The following is a 17,553-nucleotide window of genomic DNA, read 5'->3' on the forward strand; positions in this document are numbered from 1 at the left end:
ACAACAACGCCTACTAGGAGCGTAATCTAATGATCGTTGTCCACCACTTAAACAACTCTCGCTCCCAACGTGTTCTCTGGCTGCTAGAGGAACTTGGACTTCCATACGAAATCAAGCGTTACAAGCGTGACCCGCAAACCATGTTGGCACCAGCATCGCTGCGTGAGGTACATCCGCTAGGCAAATCGCCGGTGATTACTGATGGCGAACTGACCTTAGCTGAATCTGGTGCCATTATCGAGTATCTAGTCGATCGCTATGGCAACGGACGACTGGTTCCTGCTCCAGGCACGCCAGAACATCTGCGCTACACCTACTGGTTGCATTATGCAGAAGGTTCTGCGATGCCACCGCTAGTAATGAAACTCATCTTCGACGAAATTGAGAAGAGTTCAATGCCCTTTTTCGTGCGTCCGATCGCCCGATTGATCGTGAGTCGCGTCAAAAGCTCCTTTATTGAACCGTATATTGCACAAAACCTGGATTATATGGAGGCAGAGCTTGGAAAAAGTACCTGGTTCGCGGGTAACGAATTTACCGCAGCCGATATCCAAATCAGCTTCCCACTGGAGGCCGCAGTGGCACGGGCTGGACTGAACGATCGCCGTCCAAAGCTCATGGCTTTCTTGAATCGCATCCACACACGTCCGGCATACCAACAAGCACTGGAGCGTGGGGGTACATACGAGCTTTTGAGTTGAGCAAAACAAAATGACATTCATACCATGAATAATATCCGGCGTAGATGTCTTTTGAGTTGGCAAGTTCCGTCGATCAGATTTGGGCTAACGTTTCTCCTGGGTTTGGGATTGAGTTATTCCAATCAGGATATTAGATCAGAAGTTCAGTCTGTGGGATTGGTAGTATTCACTGTGTTAGTAGCGATCGGCAGTTATTACACCGCTCAAGCTTTTCGCTCTTACCAACGCTACAGAAACAAAGATTATCTCAAATATGCGATCGCCGGATTATTATCCAATCTCTTTCTAATCTTTTTTGTTGTAACTAGCGTTAATCAAATCTATACCCTGAATTATCCTATAAATACAACAAAGCATTCACTAGAGGAATTCAAGCCTCGGTCAAATGCGTCTAAACTTCCAATTTGGATTGATACCGATCCAGCCTGCGGTCAAAGCGCAACTAATGATGTGGATGATTGTTGGGCATTGATGATGGCACTCCGATCGCCAGAACTCAATATTCGGGGCATCAGCACAACTTTTGGCAATACCAAAGGCAAAACTGCTCTTCAAGTTGCGCGTCAAGTGATCGGGCATTTGGGAGGCGCGGCTCGAACGCCTATTTATGAGGGTAGCCACGATCGAGGAAGTCCAGAGTGGAAATCGACGCAGGCATCAGAGGCGATCGCCTCCTTATTACGCCAGGAAAAACTGACAATAATCGCTCAGGGGCCACTTACAAACATCGCAACGGTCATTATCAATCATCCTGATGTGGTAAGAAATGTGGAGCGCATTGTGATGGTGGCAGGAAAACGACCAGGTAATTTGTTCCATCCTGGAGAGCAATGGTGGTTTCATTTCCGCGATTTTAACATTCGTAAAGATACGCCTGCTGCCAAAATTGTTTTGGACTCTGGCATTCCGTTGATATTAACCCCGTTTGAACTGGCGACAAAGGTGACGATTACGCGATCGGATTTAGACAAATTAGGATCTGGTGATGAAGCCGCTCATTGGTTGCGTCAGGCAAGTCAATCGTGGATGTCGTTTTGGGAAGATCGTCTGCACAAACAGGGATTCTATCCCTTTGATGCGCTGGCAGTTGGCTACGTCACCATGCCTGACTTGTTTGGCTGTGAGATTTTACCCGCCCGCATTGGTTTTAGTATATTTCTCGAACCGTTGGGTGTCGGTCACGATCTAGAAGTGGGACAGGATATTAAAGGGTCACAAGTATATTACTGCTCCGATGTCGATCGACGATTTAAAGACCGTTTGATTGAGCGGTTGATAACTCATAGAACAGTTAGTAATGATGTTTGAGTGGACTACTTTATCAAAGCGCTCGCCATCCCTAAATTGCTCCTAACTGTCAAAAAAATAGTTTAACAAAAATTTGTATTATGCTTTTGAATATTTCACTATTGATTGTCACTCATTTGGTCATTCCCGTCGGCTTCCTGATTTGGCTTTGGCCGGCACAATTTGAGAGTAAATTCAATTGGCTGATTAATCTTTTAATGGTCTTACTCTATAGTCTTTTTATCTTTCTCAATGGGCGGTGGGAATGGTTGAGTTATTACTTCAGGTTTCTATTGCCAATCGTATTTGTCATAGCAGCATATAAGTCTTTTATCAAAGTCAACTCTTTACCACTTTACCCTCCAAAAACGTTGAAAAATTATCTGGAGTTAGGAATCAGCGCTTTTGTTGTGATGCTATTTATAGCTAGTCTAAAGGGTTATTTTTTTACTGGCACACCGATCGATCTGTCTTTTCCATTAAAGAACGGCGTATATTATGTTGCACATGGAGGAAATAGCCCCATTATCAATTATCACAACACTCATCCGACACAACGATATGCCTTGGACATCATGAAACTAAATGTTCTGGGAACTAGAGCAAATGGGCTTTACCCACGATCGCTAACCGATTATGCCATTTTTGGAGAGACTCTCTACAGCCCTTGCGATGGGACGATCGCCAATCTAGTCAACGATTTGCCTAATCTCGTTCCGGGGGAAAGCGACCGAAAAAATCTCAATGGAAATTACATTCTACTGAAATGTAAGGGTGCTGATATCTTAATGGCTCATCTTCTGAAAGGTAGCATCACTAGCCAAGTCGGATCGTTAGTCAAATCAGGAGATGCGATCGCTAAAATTGGCAATTCAGGAAACACCGGCGAACCACATCTCCATATCCATGCCCGAAAAGCAAACACAGGAAATTCGATTTTAGATGGAGAAGGAGTGCCAATCACATTCGACGGCAAGTTTTTGGTTAGAAACAGTTTGCTTATTTCAAAGTAAAGCGATGCTTTAACTTATTTAATTTGCTTCAACCTACTCCCCTAATTTAAACTTCATCCTCTTCATTATTAAGTTACCAAAAATTCGGCAAACGTAGAAGAGGCTTGCAGCCTCTCCCTAAGATGTGACATGGGTTCTATAAAGTTGGAGTATCTATGAGGTTGCTAGTTAGAAATATCAAACCTATCAGCTAATTTAGTTAGGCCCTCCGATAGTTACGCCGCATTTCATTATTGTTCTAGCATAACTTGCAGAGAGATATATATGCTTTAGGGCAGAGCAAAATGACATTTATGCGAACGTGGCGATTCATAACACTTATGCTGGCTTCCTTTAGTCTCAGTTTGTCTATGACCCACCGCCGCCTAGCAGAAGTAGCGATCTTAATCATGTTCATTATATGGCGAATTATGATTTATCGAAATAAAAAAATATCACTCAATGAATAAACTTTTCCGCCCGATTTTGATATTCCTGAGTGTGTTGATTGTCATCACATTCAACCTCAAGGGCAGTGCAAACCAACTGGACTTGGATGATAGGATCGATCGCTTCATCACAACTCAAATGAAGACTCATCACATTCCAGGTTTGGCACTCGCGATTACTCACAATAACCAAGTGTTGCACGTTAAGGGATACAGTACAGCAAACAACGAGCGGCCTGTTACACCACAGACCCAATTCTTGATTGCTTCGTTGAGCAAATCCTTTACAGCAATTGCAGTGATGCAGTTAGTTGAAGCGGGACAAATTCATCTGGATTCACCCGTGCAAACTTATCTACCAGAATTCACCGTGACTGATCCAGCGATCTCTGCCAAAATTACCATTCGTCATCTCCTCAATCAAGTGAGTGGTTTATCTGAGGTAGGCTTTCCTGAGTTGCAGGTTTCTCAAGCAACAACAATTGGCGATCGCGTTACTAGCCTCAGTCGAGCAAGTCCCGTTGCGTTACCAGGCGCTCAGTTCCACTATTTCAATCCCAATTACGAAGTGTTGGCGCGAGTGGTTGAAGTGGTGAGTCAACAGCCATTCTCAGCCTACTTACAAACGCATATTTTTACACCTCTTCAGATGTCGCGGACGCTCAATGCAACTACAAGTGCTGACGCATTCCCAGGTGCTACCAACATGGCACAAGGACATCTGATGGGATTTGGACTTCCCTTCGCATATCCAGAAATGTCTGGTTATTTGAGCGGCAGTAGCGGGATCGTTTCCACCGCAGAGGACATGGCAAATTATCTAATCTTCCAAACCAACAGTGGACAATTTAAAGAGACAAAATTGCTTTCTGAAAGTAGTGTGGCGCTGATGCACACTCCACCCAAAACCATCGGTAGTTCCTATGGCATGGGTTGGTTCAAGGGCAGCGAGAACGGTGAACCAGCGATCGAACACTCTGGGATTTTGTCTACATTCTCTACGTATGTTGTGCTATTGCCGAAGGAAAAGTATGGAATTGCGCTACTTTGCAACATCTATGCGTGGCCCTTAATTCCAATGGCATTTCCGCAAATCAAAACTGGACTGATTCAATTACTAAAGGATGGGCAGCCTGCCACAGGCGGGTTCTCAATAACCTTGTGGGGTATAGCGATCGCACTGTTAATGTTTATTGGTGTAATGCTGGCAATCCGCAGTTTGCTTTACTTACCACAATGGAGACAAGCGATTCGTAGAATTCCATTGTGGCGGGTCTGGTTAGGGATTGGCTGCACATTCTTGCCAGCGTTTTTCCTAGTTGTATTACCTTGGCTATTCGCATTGGTGTCCGATCGATTCTTTGGATATGTAGTTCTGTTTCGATCTATGCTCGATCTGATGCTTTGGCTCAGTGTGTGTGCGGTTTTGGGCGTAGTAAATGGAATTGCACGTTTGATACTTCTGGCGCGTTCCAATGGATCAGAGTATTAGACAAGCCAAATTATCTCTTCAATCTCACGTCCATTTCACAATTCAAAAGAAATTATTTTATGAACAAGTTAAACCAAACTGCTAATTCATCCCAAAAACCTAGATATAGCCCCTACGCCGACCTGTTGATTGGTTTCTGCGGAAATGATGAGATAGTTACATCTAAAATCACTTTCTGACTAATCAATATAAAACGACATTTAACGAATCACGATTATGTATACCAGCACATCAAATAAATCACCGCTAAAGTTCTTTCTACTGGTTTTTGCTCTTGCTATTCCATTATGGGTTATTGAACCAATGGTCAAAGTTAAAGGACTTCCGCTGGATCTTCCTATTACTGACCTTATAGGTACCTTTATACCGTTAATAGCTGCCTGTATCCTTGTTTATAAAGAAGAAGGGCATGGTGGCGTCAAGAAACTGCTGAAAAGAGTTTTCGATTTTTCAAGAATCAAGCCAAAAATCTGGTATTTGCCTCTTATTTTATTGATGCCAATAATATATTTATTGATATATGGAGTAATGCAACTGTTTAGACTGCCACTTCCTGTAGGAGTGGAAATTCCCTTTCTAAATAACGCGCTAATTTTTGCAATCATCTTTATCGGTGCTACAGGTGAAGAAGTCGGCTGGTCGGGATATGCTGTTGATGCTCTGCAAGAACGATGGTCTGCACTAACAACCGCCATCATGGTGGGCTTGGTGTGGGCAATATTGCATTACCCATCAATCATTCAACAGGGTCACGATTTGATATGGATAGCATGGGCAACTCTCGGTCTTGTTGGTATGCGGATACTTATTATTTGGCTTTATAACAACACTGGAAAGAGTGTTTCAGCGTGCATCATTTTTCATAGTTTGGCTAATATTGGGAGGATTTTATTTCCCAAAGATCAAACTCACAATCCGCTAGTTGACTATCCTGATATTCACTATTCAATAATTGCGATAGCCGCTGTCACTGTAATCTTTCTGTGGGGATCAAAGACATTAGCTCGATATAGATATAGATATACTTGATTTGTGCCCAGTTGCTTTCCTAAAAACGTATGAAAGTAATATGTCATTTGCCCATGCTTGAAAAATTAAACTGGCTAAGTAAATTAGTCCAGCAAAGAATTCAGCAAGTTCAAAAATAGTTATTAAACAAGAAACTGTACCCAAGAAAATTTAGTAAGATAATCAAACAATTATTAACATATACAATTGCCATAATTCAGGGGGGAGCAAATCTAAATCTGCAAGAAATTGGGATGAGAAGTTCCTTTGATCCTCCAGCGGTTATCACTTTCCTCGGCTAGAAATCTTGCACAAGAATCAATCAGCCTTTTAGGGGATGACTCTTGGGCCAACCCACAATAAAATTGAACTTTAGCTTAGCAGGTCTGAAAGGCTGTTCGTGCAAAAGGTGCAAGATGTCAGATCGCACCTTACTCTCTTCAAGGAACAACGATGAATTACGATATCTTTGACGAACAATACTACCTTTCGCAATATCCTTGGGTGAAACCAGCCATTGATGCAGGAGTTATCAAATCGGGACTAGAACACTTTCAAAAATTCGGTCAAGCCGCCGGCTTAACTAAAGTTTCGCGTTATTTTGACGAATCTACTTACCTTGCCACCAAACCAGACATCGTATCCTTGGTTCGCACCGTCAACCCAAACGCACCCTTTGCCACCGGCCTCGATGAATTTATCCAGTTAGGTTACGATGAAGGAAACCGCTTATTCCGGCGCACTCAAGTATCGCCCGAATACAGCGAAGACTTTTATTTAGCAAACAACTCAGACTTGCTACCGTTTATTCAGAACAGAACTTTCAAATCAGGCTATCAGCATTTCGTTCAATTTGGGGCTAAAGAAGGTCGTTTTGGAACTTCGTTTTTTGAACCAGAATACTTAAAGAAAAACCCGGATATCGTACCGTTTGTCAACTCAGGCGTATTGAAAACCGGCCGGGAGCACTTCTTCAATTTCGGGAAAAACGAGGCTACTAGATCCGCAACTTTTGTCGGCACCCGCAGCAACGACTTCATCACTGGTGCGGGTGCGGGGACTGCGGAATTTGTCGGAGTAGAAGTAGGTATCGATCGCAACGGCAACCGACAGTATGAAAGCTTTGGCACCAATGAATTCGATATCCTGATTGGTAGCCCGGGAGTTGATACATTCGTACTCGGAGTTCCTCCTACAGCCGGGAATGCAAGCGCGACCCCGCTCTATTTGGGTAACGGTCAAGCTACTATTCGGAACTTCAACATAGCAGACGATTTGATCCAACTGCAAGGAAATTCTTTAAACGACGGCTACAGCCTGAATCCCGTTGGCAACAATTTGTCAATCCAGCGTTTTGGAGATGTGATCGGCGTGATTGAAGGAGCAGCAACCTTGGGTTTGACTTTCCAACAATCTAATGGTAATGGCACTTTCGCCATCGGATAGTTATTAGTCATTGGTCATCGGTCATCAGTCATTAGTCATTAGCTAATGCTGATGATTAATGATTTTTTATTGGTGGTGGGCGATGGTTCTATAAAAAAGTACGATCGCACTTTACGTTCTTAAAGGAGCAACCATGAATTACGATATCTTCGACGAACAATACTACCTTTCGCAATATCCGTGGCTCAAACCAGCCATTGATGCAGGAATCATCAAATCGGGAAGAGAACACTTTGAAAAGTTTGGTCAAGCGGCCGGCCTGACAAAAATATCGCGGTATTTTGACGAGGATGAAATCTATGAAATGGCAACATTTAATTCTGGCTTTTATAGCTACCATTTGCTTAATATTTGCAGGCAATGCCCTGGCGCAGACTGATATCAATATCAACAATACCAACCTCATCCGCTTTGGTGGAAGCGTAACCGTACCAGAGAACCAAGTTGTCGAAAATGCCCTTGCTTTTGGCGGGAGTGTTACGGTATCCCCTAATGCCAAAGTTGTGGATACTGCGATCGCGTTTGGCGGAGATGTCATCCTGCAAAAAGGAGCGCGGGTAGAAGGGGATGCTTACTCATTTGGCGGCAAAATCGTACAGGAACCAGGTGCCATTATTGGTGGTGAACGCGCTACATTCAGCGATCGACATGGCATGATGTATGGCTCCAATCGAGGCAGAAGTAGCTTCTTCGCGCACTATTTCTTCAGTACCATTTTCAGAACTTGTTCCGCTGTAGTAGCAGCTATTCTCGGACTGATCATCTTACAGACCAGCCCACAGTTCCTGCCAAATTTGGCGACAAAATTGGGTCAACACCCCGGTTTGACTGCTCTATGGGGCATCGGGGCGATCGTTTCCTTTGTCTTTGCTACCGTGTTTTTAGCGATTACGCTCATTGGTATTCCTCTGATTCCACTCCTGAGTCTGACTGCGGTGATTACTGCTCTAGTCGGATCATTAGGCGTAGCACTTTTTGTCGGTCAACGCCTATTCCGTAATGGTAATTGGTCTTTACAGCAGCAGTTCTTAGTTGGTTTGGCGATCGTGACAGTTATGACACTAATTCCATTTTTCGGAGGGTTAGTAGTTTTCCTAGTCAATCTGTTCGGCTTGGGTATCATCTTGCTGTGGCAATTTGGTAGAGAAAAACCTCAAATAGCGACTGAGTGAGTAGGACAGCATAAATCTGAATCGTTATTATCTACCACCAATATCTGAAGCTGATGGAATAGGGAAATTTATCATGAATAACCTGATTCATTCCCCGATTCGCAAGCTAAATCAGCTATTCAAAGTGCAAATGGCGATCGCATCGTCTGCGGACGATCGCGCTTGTTAATTTAAATTTTAATTTGAACCAAGGCAGGCAAAACAATGAGACTGAAGCGATACTGGTTGGTTGCGTGCTTGGTAGCTTTGAGCATAGTCGCGGGCTGCTATTTCAATATTGGTAGTGGAGTTAGAGGGTCTGGAATCGTTAAAACAGAATCCAGAGAAGTGGCTGGATTTTCATCTATCTCCTTTAAATCTGTGGGCAGGGTCAAGGTGCAGCAGACGGGAAAAGAATCCCTCACGATTAACGCTGAGGACAATATTCTTCCGCTTCTAGAGAGTCGCGTGAAAGATCGCATCCTGTATCTCAGCATCGCAAATGATTCCTCTTTCAATCCGACAAAGCCTATTGAGTTTGTTTTGGAGGTCAAGAGTCTAGAAAGCTTGAACATAGATGGGGTCGGCAGTATTGAAGCCAAGGGTATTCAAGGCAAACGATTGGCAGTTGTGATGGATGGCGTGGGGAAAGTAACGATCGCCGGAAGCGCTGATCTACTAGACCTTACCCTTTCCGGGGTTGGAAGCTTCCAAGGCGATGAGTTCAAGACTAAACAGGCTACGGTTCGCAATAGCGGTGTGGGGAGTGCTGTAGTCAATGTGAGCGATCGATTGGACGCATCTGTATCCGGCGTGGGGTCAATAGAATATGTCGGCTCTCCCGAAGTTCGGGAGTCTGTGGAGGGTGTGGGGAAGGTCAAGAAACGGTAGCTTTTATTTAAGCAACCCGCAATCTGAAGCTGATGTAACTGTCCAAATAGTGGAATTGATGATGAGTCAACTTATTCATGACCGCAAGCTAAATCAGCTATCTAAACTGCAATTTGTGAGTGCGATCGCCCTCATACTACTGCGAATTCTAGTATCCATATTAATCATTCTAGTAATTTTTCCAGTAATGCTGTTACCCAGCATCACTACCGTTCCCCGCTCGATTCAGATTTTATTCATAATGGCAGAAGTTGCCTTATTTCTTGCGATGTTTCGGCTTGGCTTTACCGTGCGCGTGATGCTTGCCGAGCTTGCAGGAGCTATTTCAATCGCCCTTCTTGCCATTTTCGCCTCACAACTATTGGCATCCACACCACCCATTCTGGATGTCAACAGCAAGCCCATTCCCAACAGCATTGCTGTACTAGAAAAAGTGAAACTCGGCGGTTCCGAGGAATGGATCTCGATTCGCGGCAAAGACTCGCGCAATCCCGTGTTGCTCTTTCTGGCTGGCGGGCCCGGCGGTAGCCAACTCGTCACTGCAAGACGCGCACTAGCGGGGCTAGAAGATCGCTTTGTTGTTGTCAATTGGGATCAACCGGGAGCAGGCAAATCCTTCGATGCAGTCGATCGTTCTAAGTTAACACCCGATCGCTACATCACCGATACTCGCGAATTGGTCTTAAACCTGCGACAACGCTTTGGCAAAGAAAAAGTCTATGTGTTGGGCGAGTCGTGGGGTAGCGCCCTTGGCATCATGGTGGTGCAACGTTACCCAGAATTGTTTCATGCTTTTATCGGCACGGGGCAAATGGTGGCGTTTCTGGAGAATGATCTAATTTGCTACGATTTTGCTCTGCGTTTGGCACAGAAACGCGGAGACACGAAACAAGTGGAAAAACTCAAGCAACAAGGCCCGCCGCCTTATTACGGCAACGATGTTGCATTGAAGAGTGCGGCTTACCTCACAGAGACATTCAAGTACATGAATGAGAATCCGGCGATCGCTAATGCAGGGTTTAATACGTTGCAAGACCTTGCGGGTTCCGAGTACGGACTATACGACAAGGTGAATTTTGTCCGAGGATTGCTGGACACTTTCGGAGTTGTTTACCAGCAATTATGGGATGTGGACTTTCGCAAGCAAGCAACGCGCCTGGAAGTGCCAGTCTACTTTCTGATTGGTCGCCACGATGTTAACGCACCGCCGAAGCTGACCGAGGAATACTTTAATCTCCTGACTGCGCCCCACAAAGAATTGATTTGGTTTGAGCGATCGGGTCACAATCCCTGGGTGAACGAGTCAGCCAAATTCGTAGATGCGATCGCAAACAAGGTTCTGGCTCAGGACATCATTTCCAAAGCTGACACATACTTGAGCAAGCTGACTAAAGCGAGACTCTTTAGCGGGTCAGTGCTGATTGCGCGAAACGGCAAAGTTCTGGTCAGAAAGGGGTATGGCGAAGCCGATCGCCAAAAGCATTTGGTCAACACGGCGCAAACAAAATTTCGTATCGGCTCACTGACGAAGCAGTTCACGGCGGTGGCGACCCTCATCTTGCAGGCACAGGGCAAACTCAATGTTCACGATCGCATCTGCACTTACCTTTCAGAATGTCCTAACCCGTGGCAGAATATCACCCTTCATCATCTCTTGACCCATACCTCTGGTATCCCAGATTTCACCAGTTTCCCAGACTTCCAGACCACTATGAGATCGCCGTCGTCTCCCACCCAAACGATCGCACGGTTCAAAGACAAACCTCTGGATTTCCAGCCAGGTGAAAAGTTTAGCTACAGCAACTCCGGTTATGTTGTGCTAGGTGCCATCATCGAGCGGGCATCTGGGGCGACCTATGAAGCGTTTCTCAGAGACAATATTTTTGTCCCGTTGCAGATGGTCAATTCGGGCTACTACCACAACAACGGCGATCTTGCTGTTGGCTATCGTGACCAGACGAGCGTTCCGGCTGATTTCATTGATATGTCTATCCCCTACGCTGCTGGCGGATTGTACTCCACTGTGGAAGACCTCTACCGTTGGGATCAGGCGTTGTACACAGACAAACTAATCCCGAAAAACTTGCGAGACATCATGTTCACTCCTTTTGCCCTGATGCCTGAACGCGGCGGATTCGGCTATGGCTATGGCTGGGGCATTGGCAAGGAAGGTAATCACCCAATAGTCAGTCACGAAGGAGGGATTAACGGCTTTCATAGTGTCATTGCCCGCTACCCCAATGACAAAATCGTCATCATCATCTTGGGCAATCGGCAAGATATGAATCTGTTTGAAATGCGTACACAGATCGCAAAGATAGTCTTTGGGGAGAAGTAAGCCAGACTCGTAGATGCGATCGCCAACAAGGTTCTGACGAAGAAATGAAAACTCCATTTGTGATTGAAGTATTCAAAATTGACACAACATGAAAAATGAAACAAAATTGACCCTGATTAAAATCATTCACACTGCGATTTGGGTATTCTTCAATTTTGTGATTTTCTATATGCTTTATGCCGCAATCGCAAATAAACTCGATATCTGGCTCTGGATTGGTTATGGATTTGTATCTCTAGAAGGGCTAACCTTACTAACCTTTCGATTCGTCTGCCCGTTAACTCTGATTGCACGGAAGTATTCAAATTCAACAAAGGAAAATTTTGCGATTTATCTTCCTAATTGGCTATCTAAGTACACGTTTTTAATCTATACAACTATTTGTGCGATCGTTCTGCTCATCACAATCTATCAAATTCTAAATCAACAAACATAGGTAAGTATCATGTGGATTAAGTGGATGGCAATTATTGGTGTTTTAATCGTAGTCAGCTTGGGAATTGCTGCTATTTATGGTAGCTATTGCTGGCAGTCAGATACCGATCGCCTACGAGCAAAATTAATCAATGGACAACGGACAATTAAGCCCAAAATCTACGACCAAAAAGATATTGAAGGCTTGCCAGAACCCGTACAGCGATTTTTTCGGACAGTTCTTAAGGATGGACAAGCGATCGTGGCTACTGTCAAACTCTCTCAGCAGGGACAGTTCAATATGAGCGAAACGGAATCCAAGTGGAGTCCGTTTACTGCCACTCAACTTGTGACGACTCAACGGCTAGGTTTTGATTGGGATGCACGTATTCAGATGGCTCCAGGAGTTAATGCCTTTGTTCATGATACCTATCTCTTAGGAGAAGGCAGCTTACACGCATCATTACTCGGTCTTTTTACCGTTGCAAAAATACCCAGTACGCCTGAAGCGAACCAAGGTGAATTATTGCGGTACTTTGCTGAGGCTCTTTGGTATCCTACTGCACTATTACCCAGCCAGGGTGTGCGCTGGGAAGCAATTAATGACACCTCCGCTCGCGCTACTTTAACCGATGGCGCAACTACTGTCTCTGCTGTGTTTCAGTTTAATGCTGAAGGGACGATCGATACGTTTCGGACTGAGGCTCGTTATCGTGACAAGCTGACTGCGATGCCTTGGGGCGGCAGATTTTGGGAATATTCAGTTCGCAATGAGATGCTTATTCCCTTAGAAGGCGAGGTGGGATGGGAGTATCCAGAAGGCACTCGGCTCTATTTTAAAGGAAGAACTACAGAGATTAGCTATGAGTTTGTGCTGTAGCAAAATCTTGGGATTGTAACCCTTGCCAATTTTTTTTACGATCGAGGTCGATCGCCCTAGTCACGGGGGTAAATGAGCAGTCGTACAGAAACTTACGTGCTTGGCTGAAACTTTTACTGGATAAGGATTCTGGGAACTACTTTTTTTGTCTCTCAAAAACTTAAAGAATTGAAAATTAAACTGTACCAATTAGAGCATAGATTTTTTGGTACAGCTTTTTTGTACGGCACAGTAAGGATTTGAGGCTTTTAAATTTCAGACAGATCAATTGGTACAGGTTTATAAGAGGCGAGCTCAGTATTCAAAACGACTAATCAATTCCTTAGCGTAAGTTTCTGTAGGACTGCTCATTTACCCCCTACATCATTTGGGCCGGTCTTACCCCGAGTGAATTATACTCCCGCGCTAGTGATAAAAGAGGGTTATTCCGTGGGAGTTTCGTCGGCGCGCTGATCAACCAGATCGAGCAGTTCGGCCCGGTGTGCTGTCGCCCAAGCACGGAAACTGGTTCCGGGCCGACCCAGCAGATATGGGATGTCGTCGCGCACCGTGCCGAAATAGCCCAGCCGCCCGTCGGCCAGTTGTGTGCAGAATTCTATCGAGCTCTTGGCGTACCAGTCCTCGACCTTCAACCCGCCCGCCTTGAACAAGGCTTCCATGTCCGCTGGATGGCGCACGTCGCAGGTGATCGTGCGGCCCAGGACCTCGCTCAACATGATGGCGAGTTCGGGCCCCGTCATCGTCTCGGTGCTGAGATAATAGTTCTTTGAGGCGTGGTTCTCCGGTCCGTCGCGCAAGACCTTGGCCGTGACCGCCGCAATATCTGTAACGGCGATGTAGCCGACCCGCTGCTCTCCCCAGAACACCGGGAACGAACCGCCCGTCGGCGGCGACACGTTCAACATTCCATCCATGAACATATTGGGGTGCAGATGCGTCCAGGGTATGCCACTGGCCTCGATGTAGCACTCGACCAGCGCGAACCAGGAGAATTTCGAGTCGGTGCAGTCGTTGTTGGCAAAGACGCCCTGATTGACGATGTGCTTCACCCCCGCCTTCTTGGCGGCGTCGACCAGCGTCTTGGTCTGGTGCGTCATGGCGATCGTGTAGCCGGTCAGGATATTGAGCCGATCGACACCGCAGAGCGCGGGCCCGAATGTGCGCGGATCGTCGAGGTCGAACAGCACCGCGTCGCGACCTTCATTGTGCAACCGCTTCAGATCCTCCTGCTTGCGTACCCCGATACGGATGCGTGCGTCGCTCGGGTTTCGGTCGAAATCCTCCAAAATGAAGCGGCCGGTCTGGCCGGTGACGCCCATAAGGAAGATGAGTGGGCTGTTGTCGGTCCCCATGATTGCTCTCCGGTTGTTTGTGTGGATGTCGAACGGGAAGAGGCGCGGCGCGGCTCAACGCATGATGCGATGATCATGTGACGAGCCATGTCACGTCTCACTGTTGTGGTCGGTCGGGATGATCGGCGTGACGGGCGGGGAAGTTGTTCTCCAGCCCTTGACCGCCTTCACATGAACAGCGCGCGGGTCAGGCGCACGGCATAGTCAGAATCAGGGTTGGTAGTGCTATCACCCACCCGCTCCATGATCGCCTCGATCGCCAGCTCGCGGCGCCTGGGCAAGCGCTCACGTTCCGCTGAGGCGAGCGCGGCAGGCATCTCCTCGCGGCTGAGGTCTGTGCAGTAACAGGGCGATCCGGGCTGCTGGCGCCAGGACTCGGCAAGCGTGCCTGAATAAACCGCGTCGAGACCGGTTTCGTCGACCAGCGTCATCGCCACGTCGCGCTCCCGGTCGCCATCGGCGGCGACGGGGATTGCGATGCGACCCGCTGCCCCTGCAGGCGCGCCCTTGTCGGCGAAGGATGCGGACGTGATCGCGTTCCATGCCTTGGCAATTGGGCGACCGATCTGCTCGGCGACCCACTCGCTCTCGGCCTGCCCGCCTTCGATCGCCGCAATTTCGCCGTCACGCTTGGGATAATAGTTGGACGTGTCGATGACCACCGTTTCGGCGGGCACGTCTGCGAACAGTGGTGCGATCCGGGGGATGGCGCCAAGCGGCGTGGACATGATCACCACATCAACCCGTGTGACTGCCTCCGCAGAGGTGACCGCACGGGCACCGTTCTTGAGGATGTCAACGTCGATTGTCTCGGGACCGCGCGAATTGGCGACCTTCACGTCGTGTCCGGCCGCGCTCAGTTTTGTCACCAGCGTCGTGCCGATATGGCCCGTGCCAAGAATGCCTATCTTCATAAAACGATTTCCTTGTACTGGGTAAGAGTCTCATTCCACTGCTGTACATCATTTGGGCCGGTCTTACCCCGAGTGATTCTCGAAGTAGGGGCGCGCGGCAGGAGTCCGCCGGGCGCGCGGTAGCCAGCAATCTGCCCGGCGTCAGCCTGCGCCAGCGCGGCTTTTACTTCTGGTCTGTGGGTTACATCTGTTAAATGACCAATCATCCTCATCCGAACATTTTTTAATGGTGAAAGGTCACGCTCTCTGAGACGGGAACGCGCCCCATCCGAACACTGTTGACTGGTGCTGTGAAGTCTGGATAGCCAAACGCAATGGCAAACATCAGCTTGAGTTCATCGGAGATACCCAAATATTCGCGGATGGTCTGTGCAAAAAAGCCAATGGCGGTCTGCGGAATACCTCCTAAACCGCGCGCCGTCAGAGACAACAAAAACGTCTGGCCATACATTCCAATGTCACCGCCAACGCGCACATTATCTCCAAAGGAAGGCATGAAGAGCAGAGCGACATGAGGTGCACCGTAGAAGGTGTAATTTTTTGCAGCGGCTTTATGACGCGCGATCTTGTCGCCCCGCGCCACACCCATCGCCTCATAAAAGGTTTTGCCGTGTTCAATTCGGCGTTCACTATAGGCGCCATAAAAGCACTCCATATCGAAGCTAAAATCCGGCGTGAAATTCTCCGCTTCGTTTTGCTCGGTTAGAATGCGGCCCAATTCTTTGATCTTTTCGCCCGAAACGATGTGTGTGTTCCACGGCTGCGTGTTGCAATTCGATGGAGAATATTGTGCATCTTCCAAGACTTGCAAAATTTGAGCGTTAGGGACGGGTGTTGGTAAAAATGAGCGGAATGAGCGGCGCGCTCGAACTGTCTCTTCAAAAGAGAGCGTTTGTGATGGTTCATTTTCTAATTCAATGAGACCGTTTGAAAGGTGTGTTGCGTTTGACATCGTGAAACCTCAAAAGATGGTGTCAGTTGGAAGGTGGTTCGTGGTCGAGAGCCTTGGCCGAACGGGGATGACCTAGCCCGTTCAAGGTGTCGCGAAGCTCGGCAAGGTCTTCATCGGAGAGACGGCAGGCCGTCTCGATCTTTTCAGGGATCGAGCACGCTGCGGAGCGGAGTGCCTCGCCCGCTTCTGTTAGATCGATAAGAACGCGGCGTTCGTCTTGGCGGTCACGAATGCGCGTTACCAACTCCGCACTCTCAAGGCGCTTTAAGAGGGGCGTCAAGGTTCCGTTCTCCATACCGAGCTCTTGCCCTACTTCCCCAACAGTGCGCGGGGTGCCCTCGTAGAGAGCGAGCATGACCAGAAACTGAGGATAGGTCAGGCCCAAAGGCTCAAGAAAGGGCCGATGGAGCCGAATGACGCGGTTCGACGCACTATAAAGGGCAAACGAAAGCTGCCTCCCCACCTGTCGCCGTTGGTTGATGTTCGAGTTGTTATCCATTTAAAAATCCAGTCAACAACTATTATATAGCACACTACATAATAGTTCAATACCTATAATTTTAATATTTTCTGAGCCAGGGCTTGAGTCACTACGGATTCATCAGGATAAACCTATATCCTGAGCCAACACCGGAAACTAAGCGTCTATCAGCACAGGGTTTTTTTGAGCGTAAGGAACAGTAACGACAACTTTCTGACTGCTGGGGTGTGATTCCTTGTTTAGGGCGATGTAGTAGTCAATTTTTGTACTCGATCGCCCACCTCAAACTATTTATGGTGGTGTTCGCTTGTACCCGTTGAAGGGGGTGAATTGTCCTTAATTTCCATACCACCCCTCCCTACCACCCCTCCCTACATTGTTTATATAAGACATACTAGCTAGGGGTGGTATGGGGTCTAAGCTAGTGCTATCAAGCGTTTCATGCGTTATTGATGAGCGTTTTTTCATCTCGTTTCTGAACTTTTTCTTCGTATTTTTCGAGCATTTTTGAGGATACCGCTGCATAAAGCTCGTTGAAATCTGCAGGCAAGCTGCCCCCATCCGGTAAGTAAGTATGCTCACGTTTCTGTCCCATCTTGCGTCTTCCAATAAGCTTGACCCCGATAACGGCGAGTAAAGTTTGCAGGTACTGCATAGGTGTAGCGACCTGCAATACTAAACGCTCAAACCTGCAATCAAAACATTTCTAAGCCAGGATTAATTGTAACTAGGACTTACGCATTGACAAAAAACATTATCTATGTATTCTAGACTCTAACATCATTGCTAAGGTTCGCCAAAATAT

The 17,553-nt window shown here is 47.0% G+C and carries 15 protein-coding genes and 1 pseudogene; 11 read left to right on the forward strand and 5 right to left on the reverse strand.

The genetic code is table 11. The features are described 5' to 3' along the window. Positions 1-29: 29 nt before the first annotated feature. The 11 genes and pseudogenes from QUB06_RS27850 (at position 30) to QUB06_RS27900 (ending at position 13,049) form a co-directional block, all read left to right on the forward strand. A complete protein-coding gene (locus QUB06_RS27850) occupies positions 30-701 on the forward strand; it encodes a glutathione S-transferase (protein WP_333438031.1) in 672 nt (223 codons plus the stop codon). Positions 702-725: 24 nt separating this feature from the next. Beyond that, positions 726-2,009: a nucleoside hydrolase gene (locus QUB06_RS27855; RefSeq protein ID WP_333438032.1), complete on the forward strand. Its 1,284-nt coding sequence runs from the start codon at positions 726-728 to the stop codon at positions 2,007-2,009. 350 nt (positions 2,010-2,359) lie between these two features. Beyond that, positions 2,360-3,001, forward strand: coding sequence for a M23 family metallopeptidase (locus QUB06_RS27860; RefSeq protein ID WP_333438033.1), 642 nt, complete (start codon positions 2,360-2,362; stop codon positions 2,999-3,001). 441 nt (positions 3,002-3,442) lie between these two features. Then, complete coding sequence (locus QUB06_RS27865) at positions 3,443-4,921, forward strand: serine hydrolase domain-containing protein (protein ID WP_333438034.1); 1,479 nt, start codon at positions 3,443-3,445, stop codon at positions 4,919-4,921. A gap of 216 nt (positions 4,922-5,137) precedes the next feature. Continuing rightward, on the forward strand, positions 5,138-5,950 hold the full coding sequence (locus tag QUB06_RS27870; RefSeq protein WP_333438035.1) for a CPBP family intramembrane glutamic endopeptidase: 813 nt from the start codon (positions 5,138-5,140) through the stop codon (positions 5,948-5,950). Between the two features lie 432 nt (positions 5,951-6,382). Further along, positions 6,383-7,375 (forward strand): calcium-binding protein, encoded by a 993-nt coding sequence (locus tag QUB06_RS27875; protein WP_333438036.1) that lies wholly within the window; start codon positions 6,383-6,385, stop codon positions 7,373-7,375. A 133-nt stretch (positions 7,376-7,508) separates the two neighbouring features. Beyond that, positions 7,509-7,667: pseudogene (locus tag QUB06_RS27880) on the forward strand (calcium-binding protein); the annotation flags it as partial. Between the two features lie 7 nt (positions 7,668-7,674). Beyond that, complete coding sequence (locus tag QUB06_RS27885) at positions 7,675-8,547, forward strand: hypothetical protein (RefSeq protein ID WP_333438037.1); 873 nt, start codon at positions 7,675-7,677, stop codon at positions 8,545-8,547. A gap of 204 nt (positions 8,548-8,751) precedes the next feature. Further along, complete coding sequence (locus tag QUB06_RS27890; RefSeq protein WP_333438038.1) at positions 8,752-9,417, forward strand: GIN domain-containing protein; 666 nt, start codon at positions 8,752-8,754, stop codon at positions 9,415-9,417. A 58-nt stretch (positions 9,418-9,475) separates the two neighbouring features. Further along, a complete protein-coding gene (locus QUB06_RS27895; protein ID WP_333438039.1) occupies positions 9,476-11,755 on the forward strand; it encodes an alpha/beta fold hydrolase in 2,280 nt (759 codons plus the stop codon). 445 nt (positions 11,756-12,200) lie between these two features. Then, positions 12,201-13,049 carry a DUF6920 family protein gene (locus QUB06_RS27900; RefSeq protein WP_333438040.1) on the forward strand — a complete coding sequence of 283 codons (849 nt, stop codon included), beginning with the start codon at positions 12,201-12,203 and terminating at the stop codon, positions 13,047-13,049. A gap of 422 nt (positions 13,050-13,471) precedes the next feature. Here QUB06_RS27900 and QUB06_RS27905 read toward each other — a convergent pair whose 3' ends face one another. The 5 genes from QUB06_RS27905 to QUB06_RS27925 form a co-directional block, all read right to left on the reverse strand. Next, positions 13,472-14,401, reverse strand: coding sequence for an NmrA family NAD(P)-binding protein (locus QUB06_RS27905; protein WP_333438041.1), 930 nt, complete (start codon positions 14,399-14,401; stop codon positions 13,472-13,474). A 167-nt stretch (positions 14,402-14,568) separates the two neighbouring features. Further along, on the reverse strand, positions 14,569-15,315 hold the full coding sequence (locus tag QUB06_RS27910; RefSeq protein ID WP_333191207.1) for an NAD(P)-binding domain-containing protein: 747 nt from the start codon (positions 15,313-15,315) through the stop codon (positions 14,569-14,571). A 223-nt stretch (positions 15,316-15,538) separates the two neighbouring features. Then, the gene (locus QUB06_RS27915; protein WP_333351224.1) at positions 15,539-16,267 is read right to left on the reverse strand and encodes a nitroreductase; all 729 of its coding nucleotides are present in this window, start codon (positions 16,265-16,267) and stop codon (positions 15,539-15,541) included. Between the two features lie 22 nt (positions 16,268-16,289). Continuing rightward, positions 16,290-16,766, reverse strand: a complete 477-nt coding sequence (locus QUB06_RS27920; protein WP_333438042.1) for a MarR family transcriptional regulator — start codon at positions 16,764-16,766, stop codon at positions 16,290-16,292. Positions 16,767-17,187: 421 nt separating this feature from the next. Beyond that, positions 17,188-17,403: a hypothetical protein gene (locus QUB06_RS27925; protein WP_333438043.1), complete on the reverse strand. Its 216-nt coding sequence runs from the start codon at positions 17,401-17,403 to the stop codon at positions 17,188-17,190. Between the last annotated feature and the right edge of the window lie 150 nt (positions 17,404-17,553).

The sequence above is a fragment of the Microcoleus sp. D2_18a_D3 genome (assembly GCF_036702455.1).
Classification (GTDB): Bacteria; Cyanobacteriota; Cyanobacteriia; order Cyanobacteriales; family Microcoleaceae; genus Microcoleus.